Here is a 16,834-nt window from a genome sequence, read left to right on the forward strand (position 1 = left end):
AGCCTACTGGTCACCTGAGAATCGGTCGAGATGCGGGCTCGGTATGCTCACCTCGATGAAAACTGTGATCCGGTTCGCGCTGCTACTGGTGGTTGCCGTGGTCGCCCTCGTCGTGGCGTCGCAGCTGATCCACCCTGAGAGCGGCGGCGGCCCGGCCGTGGCACCCGATCGGCCGCCCGACACGGCACAGGATGTCGCGGAGCCGGCGATGCGACCGGCGGATGCCGCGAGCCTGCGCGTCGACTACGTGCACGACGGCGACACCCTGTTCCTGACCGACGCGGCCGGCGCGGAACTGAAGGTGCGCCTCATCGGCGTGGACACCCCGGAGCTCGACACCGAGTGCTTCGCAAACGAAGCCCGCGACCACCTGCGCGCGCTGCTGCCGGAGGGCGCGCAGGTGTGGGCGACCCATGATGACGAACCGCGCGACCAGTACGGACGTGAGCTGCTCTACCTGTGGACGGCGAGCGGGGAGTTCGTGAATCGCCAGCTGGTGGAGGAGGGGTTTGCCGAGGCGGTGCGGATCGGCGCGAATGACGCGTATTGGCCGCAGCTGAGCGCCGCCGAGGAGGCCGCGCGCGGCTCAGCGGTTGGGCTGTGGGGAGTTTGCTGAACGTGCGGGGCTGCCAGCTGCCGTCAGTGCCGTTTCTTGCGCTTCGGCGCCCCGGACGACTGCCGCGGTGCCCGGCGCGGCGGCTTCTTCTTCGCCGTCTTGGGCGCGGCCGGTTCCCGCTTCGGCTTCTCGGTGGGCGGTGTCGGCACGGCCCGCGAGCTGCGGGCGGTGCGGCCGCGCACGATGCCGATGAACTCCTCGATGAGCTCGGGGTCGGCGGCGGTGTCGACCGGCCAGGCGAGCGCCACTTCGGTGGTCTCGGCATCCGTCACCGGTCGGTATGTAAGGTCTTTGCGGGCGTACAGCCGGGCGATCGACTGCGGCACCACCACGATGCCAGCGCCGGTGGCGACCACGTCGATGCGCTGTTCGTCGGTGAGCTCGGGGAACTCGAGCCAGGTTTCGTTGGCCAGGTCGGCGAGGGTGACCTCGTCGGACTCGGCGGCGGCGTGATCCTTCGGCAGCACCACAACGGGGATTTCCTCGTAGAGCGCGATGACGTTGAGTCCCTCGCGGTCGATCGGCAACCGCACCAGCGACATGTCGGCGCGGCCGTCACGGAGCGCGGACACCTGGCTGGCGACATCCGTCATCAGCAATTCGATCGGAACCTCCGGCTGCCGCTCCTTCCAGATGCGCACCCATTTGGTGGGGGTCACCCCGGGCATATAGGCGAGCGAGAAGCGAGGCATGGTGCTCACAGCGTACGCTTTCGTACATGAGTTCCTCGTCGTCGTCCCAGAACATGAAGCCCGCCACCGCGGCGAAGAAGCTGGGGATCTACCTGCCGGCCACTCCGCCGGAGTTCCAGGAGGGCGTGGTGACGCGTGAGGAAATGGCCGAACTCGAGACCAACCCGCCGGCCTGGCTCGAAGAGCTGCGCAAGAACGGACCGCACCCGCGGCCGGTCGTGGCGCACAAGCTCGGGGTGTCGGCGTCGGGCCTCGCCCGCGGCGGGATCACCGAGCCGCTGACTTCGGCCGAGATCCAGGCCCTGCTCGAAGACCAGCCGGACTGGCTGCGCGCCGAACGGGGCACGCAGGCTCAGGTGCACGCCGAGAACGCCCGCGTCAAGGCTCGGGATGCCGAGCGCCGGGCCCGCGCGAAGGGCTAATATGCTGGCGCCAGCGCTCGAGACCGCACTCGATGACCTGCCCGGTGCCCAGCCGTCATACCCGTTCGGCCCGGGTACCCGCGTCTACAAGGTGGGTGGCCGCGTCTTCGCGCTGTGCAGCGACCGCGGCACCTCGATCAGCCTCAAGTGCGACCCGATCGAGAGCGAGGGGCTTCGCCGTGCCTTTTCCGGCATCACCCCCGGTTACCACCTGAACAAGCAGCACTGGATCACGGTGGCCCTCGACGGCAGCGTGCCGGAGGACCTCGTGCTGGAGCTGACCGCGAGTTCGTACCGCCTGGTGTTCAACGCGCTGACCCGGTCGCAGCGCGCCTGGGTGCTGGCGAACCCGCACGACTGACTAGCACGGGGATTCGCCAGGCGAAGGAAGCTAGTGCCCTGCGCCGGTAGTTTTTGTCCCGTTCTTCTTCCCATCTTCGAACATATGTTCTATACTGGAGGGACAGAATCGCTCGTGCCGAGGCGAACATATGGAGAGTTGGATGCTTTCCCCATCCCCGCACGACAGCCTGGATCTGATCGTCGGTCGGCTCGATGAGGCCGCCGCCGCGGAGTCCGACGCGAATCGGGCGCACGCCCGGAGCTGGGCCGCACTTGCCGAGTTGATGCGCTTGGCGCGGGCGAATCCGCACCTCTACCTGCGCCCGGCCGGGCTAGCCCAGAAGGACGTGCTCGAACTGGCAGAGGATGCCGCGGCGTTCGATGCCGGTCTCCGCTTGCACCTTCCAGCTGGCCAGGTACGGGGGCGCGCCCACCAGGCACAGACCCTCGAAGACCGGCTACCGCGGCTCCGCGCCGTCTTCGCCGCCGGCGGCACCACTGTCGCGCATGTGGCGGCGGCGTTGGACCTTGTGGTCGGCTGGATGGACGACGCGGCTGTGCAGGTGTTCGACGCTCAGATCGCTCAGACCGCGGTGACGCTCACCCCGGTCCAGTTCCGCACCCGGGCGCGCCGGCTGAAGGAGAAGCTGCTGATCGAGCCCGCCGAGGCCCGTCACGCGCGCGCATTCGCCGACCGGCGGGTCGTGGTCGAACCGGCCGATGACGGCATGGCCTGGTTGCATGCTCTCGTGTCCGCGCCCGACGCGGTGAGGATCGCCGCCCGGTTGAACGCGACCGCCCGCGCGGAGCAGAAGAAGACGAAACACGACGAGCCGGGGTGGCGTTCCCGTGACCAGCTCCGCGCCGACCTCGCCGTGGCGTGGCTGGCCGGCGATGGCACCCCCACCGCCGCCACGGTCCGCCCGGTGCTTCTGGTTCCCATGCTGACCCTCATCGGGCAGGGCACCGAACCCATCGAGTTACGCGGCTACGGCACCATTGACCGCGCCACCGCTTTGGATCTGTTCACCCGGGCGCCCTCGTTCCGCCGGGTCGGCACCGACCCATTCACCGCTGAGAAGCTCGTCTTGGACCGCCACCGCTACCGGCCCACACAAGCCCAAAGGGACTGGATCGCGATGAGTTTCGAAGACTGCATCGATCCCACCTGCACCAGGCCCGTCGACGACACCGACATCGATCACCTCGAGGAATGGGTCCGTGACCACGGGGCGACCAACGACGAGAACCTCTTCCCCCTCTGCGAAACCAGCAACCGCCGCAAGAACCTCAGCTGGTACGACTACCAACGCGATGGCGACGGACGCGTCACCATCACCACCCCCACCGGACTCACCACCACCATCGAACCGCCACCCTTCTAGCGTCAAGCACGAGGCTCATAGCCAGCGCATCGTGAATGCCTTGGCGAGCAGCTCCCGGGTCGGCGGCGCCGCCAGGGTGCGCATCAGCGCGGTGCGGGCGACGAGCGCCACCGCGCCGGCCGGGCGGCCCATCGACATGTTGAACCCGGCCTGCCGCGCGGCGATCCAGGCGGAGCGTCGGCGGCGACGGTCGTAGCCGGCCAGCATCACGTCGGTGAACAGGGCGGACTGCGGATGTCGCAGCGCCTGCGTCAGCGTGCGTGCCAGGTCCGCGGCATCCAACCAGCCCAGATTCATGCCCTGCCCGCCGATCGGGCTGATCTCGTGGCCGGCGTCGCCGACGAGCGCCACCCGGCCGCTCACCATCCGGCTGGCCAGGTGCTGCCTGGCCTCGAAGCCGCTGGCGGTGCCGCCGGGCAGCAGCGTGTCTCCGGTGCGCTCGCGCACCAGTCTCGCCAGCAGTTCGCAGCTCGGGTTCTCGACGGGCGTCGGGGTGAGCGCCACCCAGCGCCGCTTCCGGTCAGGCATCGGGAACGACTCCACGACGCCGCCCCGTTCGAACGAGAGCACCGCGGTGGAACCGTACGGGCTGGTGTCGGGCAGGTCGGCCATCAGGTAATTGAGCCGGCCCCCGAGCGGGACCCAAGCGATGTCCGCCGAATCACGGATCCGGCTGCGGGCACCGTCGGCGGCCACGACGAACCGCGCCTCGATGCGCCCGGCACTGGTCTGCACGGTCACCCGGCCACCCCGCTGCTCCGCCGTCGACGCCTCAACCCCCATCCGCAGTGCGTCCGGGTTCAGCTCCGCCAGCCGGGCACGCAGCATCCGTTCGGTCTGCCACTGCGGCAGCGCGCGAATCGCGGGATCGAACCGCAACCGACCGAGGGTGCGGCCGCCGGATCGGGCGACCCCCTGCCGGATCGGCACCGAGCGACGGAGCACCTCGTCGGCGATCCCCGCCTCACCGAGCACCGCGAGTGCGGGCGGGTGAATGCCGATCGCCCGGGTTCGAGTGGACGCCTCGGCGCGCCGCTCCAGCACCGCCACGTCGATTCCGCACCCGGCGAGCAGCACGGCGAGCAGCAGGCCCACCGGGCCGCCGCCGACGATCACAACGTCATGCGGCGGTGTCGATTCAGACGGCCGTGCTGGTTCACGCGGTGGCGTCTCAGACGGGGTCATCGGTCCGCGACATCCGGACTCCACGTCGCCAGCAACCGCGACGGCGACTGCGGGATCACCCTCCACCGCGCCGGCAGCGCGGCCCTCAATTCGGGCACGGTGTAGCTGCGCCGTATCGAGGCGAGCCCGTCGTGACGGATGTATGAGCCGGCAAAGAACGGCAGCGTCGCCAGCGAGAACCCGGTGTAGGCGAACCGGCTGCGAGCGATGTCGCTGTGCGCGGCGAACACCGTGCACAGGGTCTCGGTGTCGGCGATCACCCCGCGGAGTTCCTGCTCGCTCAGGTGATGCAGGATGTGGTTCGAGGTGACGAAGTGGAACTGCGCCCCTTCGGCGACCAGCTCGGCCGAGTACGCGAGCCGGAACCGCACGCCGGGCATGGCTGGCTGGGATGTCGCGTACTCGTACGCTCGCGGGTTCGGGTCGATCGCGGTGACGTCGAGCAGCAGCCCGTCACGCGTCGCCCAGCGGGCCAGCGACCGCGGCACGTCCCCGCCGCCGGAGCCGATGTCGAGGAGAGTGCGCGGTTCGCTGGCCGACAGCAGCGGGCGGATCAGCCGCCGGTAGGTGTGCCGCCACCCGGAGACGACCGGGTTCACCACCCGGAACCCGGCGTAGCTGCGGCGAAGCGCTCGCGGGTCGCAGTTCGGGTCGTCCATGTATTCGGTGAGGGTGCTGGCCCGGCTGGCGAGTGAGACGCGAACCGGTGCGGCGAGGTGCTGCGGCATGTCAGGCCACGGTCAGGAGGCCGGTTTCCACCGTGAGCCCCGGCCCGAACGCCATGGCCAGCACGCGCTCCCCCGACTCGGTGTCGGGCGCCTCCAGAATCTGCTTCAGCACGAACAGCACGGTGGCGCTCGACATGTTGCCGTAATCGCGCAGCGTCTGCCGCGACGGCACCAACTGCGCCTCGGTGAGCTCGAGCTTGGCCTCCACCTTGTCCAGGATGCTGCGGCCGCCGGGGTGGATCGCCCAGTGCGCGACATCCTCCTTGCGGCTGCCGTCGCCACTCAACAGCGGCGCGATCGCGCTCTCGATGTGCTCGTCGATGATGTGCGGCACGTAGGTGCTGAGCACCATTTCGAAGCCCTGATCGCCGATCTTCCAGGCCATGTCTGCCTCACCGACCGGGGTGATCACCGTCTCGAAGCCGTCCAGGTTGAACGCGCGCTCGCCAGACTGCGGCGGGCGGTGGCTGATGATCGCGGCGCCGGCGCCGTCGGCGAACAGCGACGCGGCCACGATCTGGTCGGGGTCGGTGGATGAGCGCACGTGCAGGGTGCAGACCTCGACGCTCACCACGAGCACGACGGCATCCGGGTCGGCCTCGCAGAGCTGCTTGGCCATCCGCAGCGCCGGCATGCTGGCGTAACAGCCCATGAAGCCGAGGTGATAGCGCTGCACGTCGACGCCGAGCCCGAGCTCGCGCACGATCAGGTAGTCGGGCCCCGGCGCGAAGAACCCGGTGCAGGACACCGTGATCACGTGGGTGATGTCGTGGGCGCCGACATCCGGGCAAGCGTCGATCGCCTTGCGCGCCGCCTCGACGAACAGCTTGCCGCCGCGATCGATGTATAGCTCGTTGCGCACCCGGGTGCCCGGCGAGAGCAGCAGCCGCCGGTCGCGGTCGAAGAACTGCGGGTCCTCGGACTGGCGGTCCCAGGTGAATTCGTCGATGACGCTGTGCCGGCGTTCGATGCCGGATGCGTCGAACGAGGCGCTGACCAGGCGCTGCGCGAGTCGGGTGAGGTCGGGTTGGGTGGCGAAAACGTCGCGCACTTCGGCTTGGATCAGCACGGTCTGCGGAACTGCGGTCTCAAGAGCTCTCAGCGTCACTGCCATGGCTCAGTCTAGGCACGGCGTGTTGTGCGAACGCGAGCGTTTTGCGGCATCCTGCCAGCCGCCGACGACGTGTTGCCGATGCGGCGTCGGTGCGATCATGGGGTTATGACGGATGCTGCCAGCCCGCTCGCGAGCGACCCGATCAGCGAGGAGCGCTACCGGCTGCTCAGTTCGTATGCGGCATCCGGAGTCGCCGTGGTATCCACTCGCGTGGGCGACCGCGACTACGCGGCCACCGTGAGCGCCTGGTTCTCAGTCTCGTACGACCCGCCGACAATGCTGGTGAGCCTGTTCGAGCTGTCCCGGATCGCCGAGGCGGTCGCCGACTCTGGCACCTGGGCGCTCAGCCTGCTGAACCGGGACCAGGAGCAGACCGCGAAGTGGCTGTCCAGCCCTGGCGCCCCGGTGGAGGGGCTATTCAACCAGGTGCCGCATCACCGCGGGCCGCTGACCGATGCGGCGATCATCGATGGCGCCATCGCCTGGTTCGAACTGCGCACCGTCGACGTGCACACCGCGGCCACGCACCAGCTGTTCGTCGGCCGGGTACTCAGTCAGGGTCGGTCGCCGAGTCAGGGACCGGATGTCGCGACCTCCAGCCGTGGTCCGCTGATCCACTACGCGTCGATGTACCGCCGGCTCGAGCGCTGAGGCCGCGCGCTAACCGTTCGCGCGCAGGAACTCCACCACCGTAGGGGCCAGCGACGCCCCAACCTCGGCGGCTGACCGCTTCACCCCGGCGACCTCGAACGAGTGCCCGCCGCCTTCGGTCCAGTCGAGCACCGCGTTTGCGCCGATGCGGCTCACCACATTGGTAAGCAGGTCGGGGGTCGCGAACGGGTCGCGGGTTCCCTGCAGGAACAGCATCGGCACGGTCAACCCGTACAAGTGTTCGTCGCGCAGCTTCTCGGGCTTGCCCGGCGGATGCAGCGGATAGCCGAGAAAGACGAGCCCCGCGACATCCATCCCCTCGGCGACGGCCATCGACGCCATCCGACCGCCGAACGACTTGCCCGCCGCCCACACCGGCTCGCCGGTGGAACGCTGCCTGGCGACATCCGTCACCGCGTTCCACGTGGCGATCGCCGCCGGCGGTCGATCGGGGAAGCGGCGACCGGCGTCGCGGTACGGGAAGTTGAAGCGCAGCGTCGCGACGCCCGCCTCGTTCATGGCGTGGCTGAATCCGGCCAGGAACGGATGCTCCTTGCCGGCACCGGCACCGTGCGCGATGACGAGCGTGGCGAACGGGTTCTCGGGTCGGGCGTACAGCGCGGAGACGCTGCCGTCGCCGGTCGGGATCGTCAGGGATTCGTCGGGCACGTCTTCATCCTGCCCGCAACCGCTCCTCAACACACGCAACTCACCACCAGGACGGGTTGCGGCCAGCAGATCGGGTGACCTGGCCCTTATGTTTTGATCACGTGGATCGCGCAGAATGGAAGGGTGGCGACCTTGACCGAACCGCAAGTATGGGTGCTCACCGGCGCTTTCTGCGCGGCCATCTTCGGAATGTTGACCATCGTGACGACCAGCTTCAACCGAAACCTGACTACGTCCATCACCTCGTTGCAGGCCAGCATCGACCGCCGATTCGAAGGAATGGACGGCAAGTTCGAGGGAATAGACGCCAAGTTCGAAGGAATCAACGCCAAGTTCGAGGGGCTGGACGCCAAGTTCGACGCCCTCCGAGCAGAAGTGCGGGCCGACATCGGCTCCGTCAACACCAAGCTCGACAACCTCGACCGCGACGTGCAAGCCCTCACCCGCCGCGTCTTCGGGACGGACGGCAGCTGAGGTCTCGTCATCCTGCCCACGAAGGCGACGGCTGTCAGCGTTCGGCGGCGACCAGTTCGCGGACTGCCGGGGCGACCTCGGCGGCGAAGAGGTTGATTGTCGCGGCGTCGTCGCTGGCGAGGATGAACCCGGAGGTGCCATAGTCCAGCGCGATCTCGGCGGCTTGCTCGGCCCACTGCGCGGGCGGTCCCGAGAACAGGCCGGTTCCGGATGTCTGGAACCTGCCGTTGATGTTCAGCAGGCGCCGCACCGCCTTGGGGTCCCGGCCGGCGGCCTGCGCGCCCTCGTCGATCAGGTCGTTCATCCCGGCGAGCTCAGCCGGGCCACCTTTCAGATAGCCGAGCGAGGGCAGCCAACCGTCGCCGGCGCGGCCGGTGAGCCGCAGCATCCGGGGCTTGTACGCGCCGATCCAGACGCCGATGTCGTGCGCCGGCGCTGGGCCGCGCTTTGCTCCCGCGACCTGGTAATACTTACCGTCGACCCGCACCCCACCGCGCTCGTCGGTGTTCCAGACCTCACGGATGATCCGGATCGCTTCCTCAAGCGCGTCGACTCCCTGGCCGGGAGTCAATCGCCGGCCGCCCATCGCCTCGATCGCGTCCCAGAAGCCGCCCGAGCCGATGCCGAGCTCGATCCGGCCGCCGCTCAGCAGGTCGAGCGACGCCGCGCTGCGTGCGAGCATCACCGGGTTCCGCAACGGCAGGTTGGTGACGTTGGCGCTGATCCGGATCCGCTCGGTTCGGGCGGCGATGTAGGACATCAGCGTCCACGTGTCGTGGAATCGCGGCTGGTACGGGTGGTCCTGGAAGGTGGCCAGGTCGAGGCCCGCCCGATCAGCGAGAACGGCGAGGTCAACCGCCTGCTGCGCGGGTTGGTTCAGCGGGGTGATGAATACCCCGAACTGCAGGTCGTGTCCGTAGTCGGTCATGATGCTGCCTCCTCGGCGAGCGCGGCGGGCGCTGCGGGCGTGATCGGAAAGTTGTCGATGAACAGGTTGTCCGGGTCGAACTCAGCCTTGAGCTCGCGCAGCCGGGCCAGCGTCCTCGGCGGGAACGCGTCCTCAAGCCGCTCCGGATCGCGCTCGGTCTCGAAGCTCAGGTAAAGACCGTCCATAAACGGGTAGAGGGTCTCCCATTCGGCATTCAGCCGGGCGCGGTTGGAGCCCATCGCGCTGATCGCGAAGTTCGCGTCGCGGTGCGCGTAGGCGGTGGCATCCGGATCGATATCGGATGTCGCTCCCCCGGTCGCCCGGATCTGGAAGAAGTGCGTGACGCCGCTCTGCACGAGCCGGGCGGTCGCCGCGGCGAACTCCGGGCTGATGTGCCGGGTCAGGCCGGAGCGGCTGACCGGCTCGCCCCGGCCCTGGTTCGCGTCATCCTGAGCCTTCAGCAATGCGGCCGCGTACGGCAGCAGTTGCACGGACTGCTCGTAGAGCGGGGCGATCTGGGCGAACGGTTGCAGCTGCTCGATGATCGTGTCGGGATCATCCGAGTCGACCATGGCGAACACTTGCGCGATCATCGGCTGGCCGGGGCGCGGTGCCCCCATCAGCAGGAAGCTGGTGGTCTGCCGCGGCGCGGCCTCCTGGGCGGCGCCCCACTTCACCAGGAAGTCGGCGGCGTCCTCGGCGACGAAGACCAGCTGCGCCCAGCCGACGGCGGGCACCGCGGCGGCCTCGAACTCGAACGCGGTGACGACGCCGAAGTTGGCGCCGGCGCCGCGGACTGCCCAGAACAGGTCGGGGTTCTCGGTGTCGCTGGCGCGAATCACCGTGCCGTCGACCAGCACCATGTCGACGGCACGCAGGTGGTCGATCGCGAGGCCCCGGTTGCGGCCGAGGAAGCCGATGCCGCCGGTCGTGGCGAGCCCGCCGACGCCGACCCCGCCGAAGTCGCCGGAGCTGATCGCCCAGCCGTGCGGCTCGAGCGCGGCCGCGACATCCTGCCACCGAGCTCCGGGGCCGATGCGCACGCGACGGCTGCTCTCATCGAGCACCTCGATGCGGTTCATCGCGGCGAGGGTGATGACGATGCCGCCGTCGTTGGTGGACCGGCCGCTGATGCCGTGCCCGCCGCTGCGCAGCGACAGCGGTAGGTGGGCGTGTTCGCGGGCGAACGCCAGCGCCGCGACGACATCGGTGGTGTTCCGGGCTGCTAACACCAGACCCGGCGCGCCACCGCGCATGTACGTTGACCGCAGCCGCGAGTATGCGGTGTCGCCGGGCTCGACGGCGATCTCGGCTAGCGCGGCGGGCAGTCCGTCGTAGTCGATACCCGGGCGGCGCTTCGCGCGCGCGGCGGTGCGGCGGGGTGCCCGCTCGGGTTCGGGTGCGGCGGCGCGGAGTGCCGGGATGACCTCACGCGCGAAGGCTTCGATCGCGTCGGGTTCGTCTGTGCGCAGGATGAACCCTGACACGCCTTCGGCGAGCAAGGAGACCAGGTCGATGGAGGGTTCGGTGACGGTGACCGTCCGGCGGATCTCGCGCGGGTCGCGGCGCAGGTCGCCGGCGGCGGCGTCGATGGCGGCGTTGGCCGCGCGCAGTTGCTCGGGGGCGGTGAGCGCCGTGTGCCAGCCGTCTGCCGCGCGGCCGGCGAGCTGCAGCATCCGCGGGTCGTCCCCGACGAGGTGGATGGGCACGTCGTGGGCGGGGGCCGGTCCGCGTTCGGTGCCGTCCAGACGGACGTGGTCGCCGCTGTAGCGCAGCAGTCGAGAATCGTCGACACTCCACATCGCGCGCACGATGTCGAGCGTCTCATCGAGCGCATCCGGCTCGTCGCCGCTGAACGCGAGCTCGAGCCGACCGCCCGAAAGCAGATCGAGGCTGGCGGCCTGGCGGGCAAGCACGGCCGGGAACTCCGGAGTCGGCAGCGAGGCGGACAGACGGATGCGCGTCGTGCGCGGGGCGATCCAGGACAGCAGCGTCCACGGCTCCAGCTCGCCGGCTTCGAAGCTGACGCTGTCGAAGCCGAGCCGCTCGCTGAGCTCGGCCAGATCGGGCATGGTGGTCGAGATGCCGAACTGCAGGGCGTGGCGGTAGGTCATGGTGTCTCCACTCTGCCGAACCGTGACGGCATCCGCCAATTCACTGTAAGCTACTTACTAATAGTTAGCGAGGGCAATGATGATGAACGCCGAGTTCGAGCACATCAACGACGAGGAGTGCCGCAGGTTCCAGACATCCGTCGAACTGGCCGGCCGCAAGTGGGTGGGCGCGATTCTGCTCGCCGGAGCGCGCGGGGCCCGTCGGTTCTCGGAGTACCGGACGCTGGTCGAGGGCATCTCCGACCGACTACTCGCCGCCCGACTGAAGGAGCTCGAGACCGAGGGGCTCATCCACCGCGACGTGCAGCCGACTACGCCGGTGTCGATCCGGTACTCCCTGACGCCGTCGGGGCAGCAACTGATCTCGCTGCTGCACCCGCTGGTGACCTGGAGTCGGGAGCGGATGTCGATGACGCCGCACTGACCGACGGGGTGCCGAGGTCTTCCAGTCGCGTCACGCGGGAGCGTCGATGCCACGCTCCGCGAGCTCGAGGCTGATGTCCTCCCGCGCGCGGAAGGCGAGGTTGAGCACCTCCGTGGTGAGCAAACCGGGGAAGCGTGACGCGGGTGTGGCGATGGACACCGCCGCGATTCCGCGGCCGGACGCCCCGCGAACGGCCACCCCGATCGCGCAGACGCCACTCTCGGTCTCCTCCCGGTTGAGCGCGTAGCCCTGCCGTGCGATCCCGCGGAGCTCGCGACGCAACGCCGCGTAGTCGTCATCCGACAGCGCCTCGCCCGCGATGCTCGCCCCCTGCGATCGGTAGAGCCGCTCGAGCACTCGGTCGTCCACCGTCGCGAGCAGGGCCTTGCCGCCGGAGGCGAAGCGTGCGGGCAGCACCTGACCCTGCCGGTTGCTCACCCGAAGCACGCTGGAGGACTCGACCGTGGCGAGGAATCGCACGGTTCCGCCGACGCGGATCATCAGGTTGACCGATTCATTCAGTCGGCCCGCGAGCATGTCGAGGTACGGATGCGCCACGTCGCGCAGTTCGCGCGTCCACGAGGTGCGCACCGGGCTGAGATCCATGCCCGGACCGGGCAAATAGGTGTGCGTCTCGTCCTGCACGGCAAAGCCGCGGTACACCAGCATCGACAGCAGCCGGTGCACCGTCGAGGGTGCGATGCCCAACTCAGTGGCGGCACTCGTCACTCGCAGGCTGCCCTGATCTCGCAGGAGCTGCAGCAGCCATAACGCTTTGTCGACCGAGTCGATCGCGTATGGAGGGCGGTGCTGCATCGAAGCATTCTGCACAAAAGAATGCTATTGCCAATTCCGTTCTGCGCGCCCACAGTGAACCCAAACGAGCGGCATGTCATCAAGGAGGATGATGGACATCGATTTCGAGGAACTCGCGATTTTCGTCGAGACGCTGGAGAACACTGACTTCACCCACTTCTTGTACGAGAAGGGCGATGTGCGCATCGAGGTGCGGCGCGGCGGCGGCGATGTTCCCGCTATGCCGGCGTCCTCCCCCGCCTCAGCCAGCGCACCCGCGGCCGTTGTGAGTGACCCGCCCGTCCCGGCTACTGCCCCGGCTGCCGCCCCGGCGTCGGCCGCGCCGAGTCGCGTCGGGGCCGCACCCACCGAGGACGACATCGTGGTCGCCGCTCCCCTACTCGGCACGGTGTACCTGGCGCCCAAGCCCGGTGAGGCACGCTTCGTCGAGGTCGGCGCCACGGTCGCCCCAGAGTCGTCGCTCTGCATCGTCGAGGTCATGAAGCTGATGAACACCGTGCACGCCGGCACCGCCGGGATCGTCACCGCCATCCACGTCACCGACGGGCAACTGGTCGAGCACGGGCAGCCTCTGTTCAGCATCCGGGCGGACGCCGCCGCATGACCGGTCACCGCGTCTTCGTCGCCAACCGCGGTGAGATCGCGGTGCGAATCCTCGACGCCTGCGCGCGCCTCGGGGTGGAAACGGTGCTCGGCGCCTCGGCCGCCGACACCGACACGCTCGGCGCCCGCCGCGCGGACCGGACCGTGGTGATCGGTCCGGCGCGCTCGACCGACAGCTACCTCTCCATCCCCACCGTCGTGCACGCCGCCATCGCCACCGGATGCACCGCCCTGCACCCCGGCTACGGATTCCTCTCCGAGCAGCCCGAACTCGCCAGGCTCTGCGCCGAGAACGGCATCATCTTTATCGGGCCGACGGCCGAACAACTCGAGGCGCTCGGCGACAAACTGCGAGCCCGTGAGCTCGCGGCATCGTTGGGCGTTCCGCTTGCCCACGGCGGCGAGGCCGACACCCTCGCCGAGGCAAATGCGCTCGCCGAGCAGATCGGCTACCCGGTGCTGATCAAGGCAGCGCACGGCGGAGGCGGGCGCGGCATGAAGCTGGTCGAGGCCGCCGACGAACTCGAACACGCCTGGTCGGTTGCCTCGTCAGAGGCCGAGTCAGCATTCGGCGACGGCACCGTCTTCCTCGAGAGCTACATCCGCGATGCGAAGCACATCGAAGTGCAGATCCTCGGCGATGCGCACGGGCATCGAGTGCACCTCGGCGAGCGCGAATGCTCGGTGCAGCGCCGCTACCAGAAAGTGATCGAAGAGGCACCCTGCGCCGCCCTGTCCGCCGAGAACCGGCGACTGCTGCACGAGTCCGCGCTGCGCATCGCCGACGCGCTCGACTACGTCAGCCTCGGCACCGTGGAGTTCCTCTACGACGTCGACCGCGAGCGGCTCAGCTTCCTCGAGGTCAACCCGCGGGTGCAGGTCGAGCATCCGGTCACCGAGGCCGTCACCGGCGTGGACCTGGTGCGCGAACAGCTGCTCATCGCCTTCGGCGAGCCGCTCTCCTTCGAACAGGCCGACGTCACCGTGTCCGGTCACGCCATCGAATGCCGCATCACCGCGCAGGATCCGGATGCCGATTTCCAGCCGTCACCCGGACGCGTGACTCGCTGGCGGCCACCCGCCACCGGCGGCATCCGGGTCGACTCCCACATCTACGAGGGGTACCTGTTCCCGCCGTACTACGACGCGCTGATGGGCAAGCTGATCGCGTTCGGCGCGGATCGCGCCGCCGCCGTGGAGCAGGTGCAGCGGGCGCTGGACCGGTTCGAGATCGCCGGGCCGCGCACCAATTTGCCGCTGCTGCAGGCGATCACCGCGCATCCGGATTTCACGGCCAACACGGTGACCACGCACTGGTTGGAAGGCATGCTCAAGGAGGCCGTCCATGGCTGACATCCGTCTGGTCGATGTGTCACTGCGCGACGGCAACCAGAGCCTCTGGGGCGCAACCGGCGTGACCAACAAGCTCGTCTCGGATGTCGCGCCGGCGCTCGGCCGCGTCGGATACCACGCGGTTGAGCTGATGACGAGCACGATGTTCGCCACCGCGGTGCGCTACCACACCGAAGACCCCTGGCAGCGAGTGCGCGACGCGCACGCCGCGATGCCCGACACCACGCTCGGCTTCCTCACCACCGGCAAGCGCTTCATCAGCTTCACCCGCACGCCCGACAACCTGTTCGAACTGGCCTTCGACCTGCTGCGGCGCAACGGGATCACCCGGCTCTGGGTGATCGATCCGATGCACAACATGGCCGACACCATCCGCACCGCCGAGATGGCGAAGCGTATCGGTTTCGACGAGGTGATCGGCGGCATTTGCTACAGCATCAGCCCGGTGCACACCGATGACTACTACCTCGACAAGATCGCACAGCTCGATGACACCGAGGCCGTCGACGGCCTCTATCTGAAAGACCCGGCCGGGCTGCTCACCCCGCAGCGGGTGGCCGACATGGTGCCGCGGCTGAACGCCCGCCTGCGCAACAAGACCCTGAACGAACTGCACTCGCACTGCAACACCGGGCTGGCGCCGCTCACCCTGCTCGAAGGGGCAGACCAGGGCATGTCGATCCTGCACACCGCACTGCCGCCACTCGCAAACGGCGCGTCGCACACCAATGCGCTCCGCTTGGTCGAGAACCTCGCGGCCCGCGGCCACACCGTGAACGTCGACGTCGAGGCGATGGCCGAAGCCTCCGCGGTGCTCAGCCGGTTCGCCCGGCTGCACCGCTTGCCCACCGGGGTGCCCGCCGAATACGACGAGGTGTACTACCGGCACAACATCCCCGGCGGAGTGCTCTCTACCCTGCATCGGCAACTTGTCGAGATCGGTCAGGAGGCCCTGTTCCCGGCCGTGCTCGATGAGGCGGTGCACGTGCGTGAAGACCTCGGCTGGCCGATCGTGGTCACCCCGTTCGCCCAGTACATCGTCACGCAGGCGACCATGAACGTGATGACGGGTGAGCGCTACGCCCGACTGTCCGACGAGATCATCGACCTTCTGCTTGGCGAGTTCGGCGAGATGCCTGGCCCGGTGAACCAGGACCTGCTCGACCGCGCGAGCAGTTCGCACCGGGCCCGCGAGCGGGAGAACCCGCCAGAGCCGCCGAGCCTCGCGGAACTGCGTCAGCGCTTCGGGATCGGCATCAGCGATGAAGACCTGCTGCTGCGGGCGCTCATGCCGGGCCAGCAGATGGACGCCATGGTCGAGCGGCGCGACAGCCCGCCCGGAGGCTCGCTGCGCACCCTGCTCGCCGGGCTCAATGGCGCGCCCGACGTTCGCTCGTTCAGCGTGACGAGTTCGACCAGCACCGTCACGGTGCAGAGAGGAACCGGCTCGTGACCGACTCGACGACTGCCCCCATCGAGCTGGAACGGCTGGCCGAGGCGACCGGCTGGGTGTTGGACGTCGACGGATGCCTCGTCAGCACGAGCCGCGCCGGCGGGGCAGGCGGCGTGGCAATCCCCGGCGCGATCGAGTTCGTCTCGGCGCTGCGGGACTCTGGCCGCTCGATCCGGGTCTGCACGAACGCCTCGCAGAAGTCGCCGCGCGAGTACGCCCAGCACCTGCGCGGCCTCGGCTTCGACATCCACGACGACGAATTCCTGACCGCCGGCAGCGCGGCCGCGCTGTATCTGGCCGACCACCACCCGGACGGGCGCATCTTGGTGCTCGGTGAAAGCGGGCTGCTGGAGCCGATCCGCGAGCTGGGCCTCGAGGTGGTCACCGACCCGTCGGACGAGGCGGATGTCGTCGTGGTCGGCGCCGACGATCACTACAGCACCCAGGATCTGAACGCCGCCTGCCTGGCCGTCGCCGATCGTGGCAGCCCGCTGTACGTCACCGTGAACACGCCGTGGTTTCACGGCGGTCAGGGCCGTTCGGTCTGCGTGTCGGCCGCGATCGCGCACGCCATCACCTGGGTGACCGGGGTGCAGCCGACCGTGCTCGGCAAGCCGTCGCCCGCGCTCGCCGAAACCCTGCGCCGCCAACTCGGCGGCGCCAACAAGACTCTGGCGGTGGTGGGAGACGCTCCGGCGGAACTCCGACTGGCGCAAGAAATGGACGCCTTCGGGCTCCTGGTGCTGACCGGTGCCACCCGCGACAGCGACGTCGCGGGACTCGGCCCCGAGCTGCGCCCGCACCTCGTGGCCGACAGCGTTCGCCACATCAACACCCTGCTATCCCCCTATCTGTGAAGGAGCAC

Annotated in this window: 19 protein-coding genes; 11 read left to right on the forward strand and 8 right to left on the reverse strand. The window is 68.9% G+C overall.

The window, feature by feature from the left end:
* Nucleotides 1-55 precede the first annotated feature (55 nt).
* Nucleotides 56-616 (forward strand): thermonuclease family protein, encoded by a 561-nt coding sequence (locus HCT51_RS15135; protein WP_166875640.1) that lies wholly within the window; start codon nucleotides 56-58, stop codon nucleotides 614-616.
* 23 nt (nucleotides 617-639) lie between these two features.
* Here the strand turns inward: HCT51_RS15135 and HCT51_RS15140 are convergent, their stop codons facing one another.
* Entirely contained in the window at nucleotides 640-1,308 is a 669-nt protein-coding gene (locus HCT51_RS15140; RefSeq protein ID WP_166875834.1) for a LysR family substrate-binding domain-containing protein, read from the reverse strand.
* 26 nt (nucleotides 1,309-1,334) lie between these two features.
* Here HCT51_RS15140 and HCT51_RS15145 point away from each other — a divergent pair, with 26 nt between their 5' ends.
* The 3 genes from HCT51_RS15145 (at nucleotide 1,335) to HCT51_RS15155 (ending at nucleotide 3,457) form a co-directional block, all read left to right on the forward strand.
* A complete protein-coding gene (locus HCT51_RS15145; RefSeq protein ID WP_166875637.1) occupies nucleotides 1,335-1,730 on the forward strand; it encodes a DUF5997 family protein in 396 nt (131 codons plus the stop codon).
* 1 nt (nucleotide 1,731) lies between these two features.
* Entirely contained in the window at nucleotides 1,732-2,091 is a 360-nt protein-coding gene (locus HCT51_RS15150) for an MmcQ/YjbR family DNA-binding protein (RefSeq protein ID WP_166875635.1), read from the forward strand.
* A 142-nt stretch (nucleotides 2,092-2,233) separates the two neighbouring features.
* Nucleotides 2,234-3,457, forward strand: coding sequence for a DUF222 domain-containing protein (locus HCT51_RS15155; protein ID WP_166875632.1), 1,224 nt, complete (start codon nucleotides 2,234-2,236; stop codon nucleotides 3,455-3,457).
* A 15-nt stretch (nucleotides 3,458-3,472) separates the two neighbouring features.
* On the opposite strand, the gene HCT51_RS15160 is transcribed toward HCT51_RS15155, so the two are convergent.
* The 3 genes from HCT51_RS15160 to HCT51_RS15170 form a co-directional block, all read right to left on the reverse strand.
* Nucleotides 3,473-4,573, reverse strand: a complete 1,101-nt coding sequence (locus HCT51_RS15160; protein ID WP_255523526.1) for an FAD-dependent oxidoreductase — start codon at nucleotides 4,571-4,573, stop codon at nucleotides 3,473-3,475.
* 65 nt (nucleotides 4,574-4,638) lie between these two features.
* Nucleotides 4,639-5,370, reverse strand: coding sequence for a class I SAM-dependent methyltransferase (locus HCT51_RS15165; protein ID WP_166875624.1), 732 nt, complete (start codon nucleotides 5,368-5,370; stop codon nucleotides 4,639-4,641).
* A gap of 1 nt (nucleotide 5,371) precedes the next feature.
* The gene (locus HCT51_RS15170) at nucleotides 5,372-6,484 is read right to left on the reverse strand and encodes a type III polyketide synthase (protein WP_166875621.1); all 1,113 of its coding nucleotides are present in this window, start codon (nucleotides 6,482-6,484) and stop codon (nucleotides 5,372-5,374) included.
* Between the two features lie 105 nt (nucleotides 6,485-6,589).
* Here HCT51_RS15170 and HCT51_RS15175 point away from each other — a divergent pair, with 105 nt between their 5' ends.
* The gene (locus HCT51_RS15175) at nucleotides 6,590-7,135 is read left to right on the forward strand and encodes a flavin reductase family protein (RefSeq protein WP_166875619.1); all 546 of its coding nucleotides are present in this window, start codon (nucleotides 6,590-6,592) and stop codon (nucleotides 7,133-7,135) included.
* A gap of 9 nt (nucleotides 7,136-7,144) precedes the next feature.
* On the opposite strand, the gene HCT51_RS15180 is transcribed toward HCT51_RS15175, so the two are convergent.
* Complete coding sequence (locus HCT51_RS15180) at nucleotides 7,145-7,804, reverse strand: alpha/beta hydrolase family protein (RefSeq protein WP_166875616.1); 660 nt, start codon at nucleotides 7,802-7,804, stop codon at nucleotides 7,145-7,147.
* A 123-nt stretch (nucleotides 7,805-7,927) separates the two neighbouring features.
* Between HCT51_RS15180 and HCT51_RS15185 the strand changes: the two genes are divergently transcribed.
* Nucleotides 7,928-8,278: a hypothetical protein gene (locus HCT51_RS15185; RefSeq protein WP_166875612.1), complete on the forward strand. Its 351-nt coding sequence runs from the start codon at nucleotides 7,928-7,930 to the stop codon at nucleotides 8,276-8,278.
* Between the two features lie 34 nt (nucleotides 8,279-8,312).
* Here the strand turns inward: HCT51_RS15185 and HCT51_RS15190 are convergent, their stop codons facing one another.
* Together HCT51_RS15190 and HCT51_RS15195 are read right to left on the reverse strand one after the other, a co-directional pair.
* Nucleotides 8,313-9,206, reverse strand: coding sequence for an LLM class flavin-dependent oxidoreductase (locus HCT51_RS15190; protein ID WP_166875609.1), 894 nt, complete (start codon nucleotides 9,204-9,206; stop codon nucleotides 8,313-8,315).
* Nucleotides 9,203-11,320 (reverse strand): LLM class flavin-dependent oxidoreductase, encoded by a 2,118-nt coding sequence (locus HCT51_RS15195; protein WP_166875606.1) that lies wholly within the window; start codon nucleotides 11,318-11,320, stop codon nucleotides 9,203-9,205. Before HCT51_RS15195 ends, HCT51_RS15190 begins: the two co-directional genes overlap by 4 nt.
* A 76-nt stretch (nucleotides 11,321-11,396) precedes the next feature.
* Between HCT51_RS15195 and HCT51_RS15200 the strand changes: the two genes are divergently transcribed.
* Nucleotides 11,397-11,744, forward strand: coding sequence for a winged helix-turn-helix transcriptional regulator (locus HCT51_RS15200; RefSeq protein ID WP_166875603.1), 348 nt, complete (start codon nucleotides 11,397-11,399; stop codon nucleotides 11,742-11,744).
* 30 nt (nucleotides 11,745-11,774) lie between these two features.
* Here HCT51_RS15200 and HCT51_RS15205 read toward each other — a convergent pair whose 3' ends face one another.
* Nucleotides 11,775-12,575 (reverse strand): IclR family transcriptional regulator, encoded by an 801-nt coding sequence (locus tag HCT51_RS15205; RefSeq protein ID WP_224760527.1) that lies wholly within the window; start codon nucleotides 12,573-12,575, stop codon nucleotides 11,775-11,777.
* Nucleotides 12,576-12,648: 73 nt separating this feature from the next.
* On the opposite strand from HCT51_RS15205, the gene HCT51_RS15210 reads away from it, so the two are divergent.
* The 4 genes from HCT51_RS15210 to HCT51_RS15225 are packed head-to-tail and all read left to right on the forward strand — an operon-like array spanning nucleotide 12,649 to nucleotide 16,826.
* Nucleotides 12,649-13,164, forward strand: a complete 516-nt coding sequence (locus HCT51_RS15210; protein ID WP_224760528.1) for an acetyl-CoA carboxylase biotin carboxyl carrier protein — start codon at nucleotides 12,649-12,651, stop codon at nucleotides 13,162-13,164.
* A complete protein-coding gene (locus HCT51_RS15215; RefSeq protein WP_166875599.1) occupies nucleotides 13,161-14,516 on the forward strand; it encodes an acetyl-CoA carboxylase biotin carboxylase subunit in 1,356 nt (451 codons plus the stop codon). Before HCT51_RS15210 ends, HCT51_RS15215 begins: the two co-directional genes overlap by 4 nt.
* Entirely contained in the window at nucleotides 14,509-15,969 is a 1,461-nt protein-coding gene (locus HCT51_RS15220) for a pyruvate/oxaloacetate carboxyltransferase (protein WP_166875595.1), read from the forward strand. Before HCT51_RS15215 ends, HCT51_RS15220 begins: the two co-directional genes overlap by 8 nt.
* Complete coding sequence (locus tag HCT51_RS15225) at nucleotides 15,966-16,826, forward strand: HAD-IIA family hydrolase (RefSeq protein WP_166875592.1); 861 nt, start codon at nucleotides 15,966-15,968, stop codon at nucleotides 16,824-16,826. Before HCT51_RS15220 ends, HCT51_RS15225 begins: the two co-directional genes overlap by 4 nt.
* Nucleotides 16,827-16,834: the final 8 nt, after the last annotated feature.

Origin of the sequence: Salinibacterium sp. ZJ450, from assembly GCF_011751885.2 — a bacterium.
In the GTDB taxonomy this organism is placed as follows: domain Bacteria; phylum Actinomycetota; class Actinomycetes; order Actinomycetales; family Microbacteriaceae; genus Ruicaihuangia.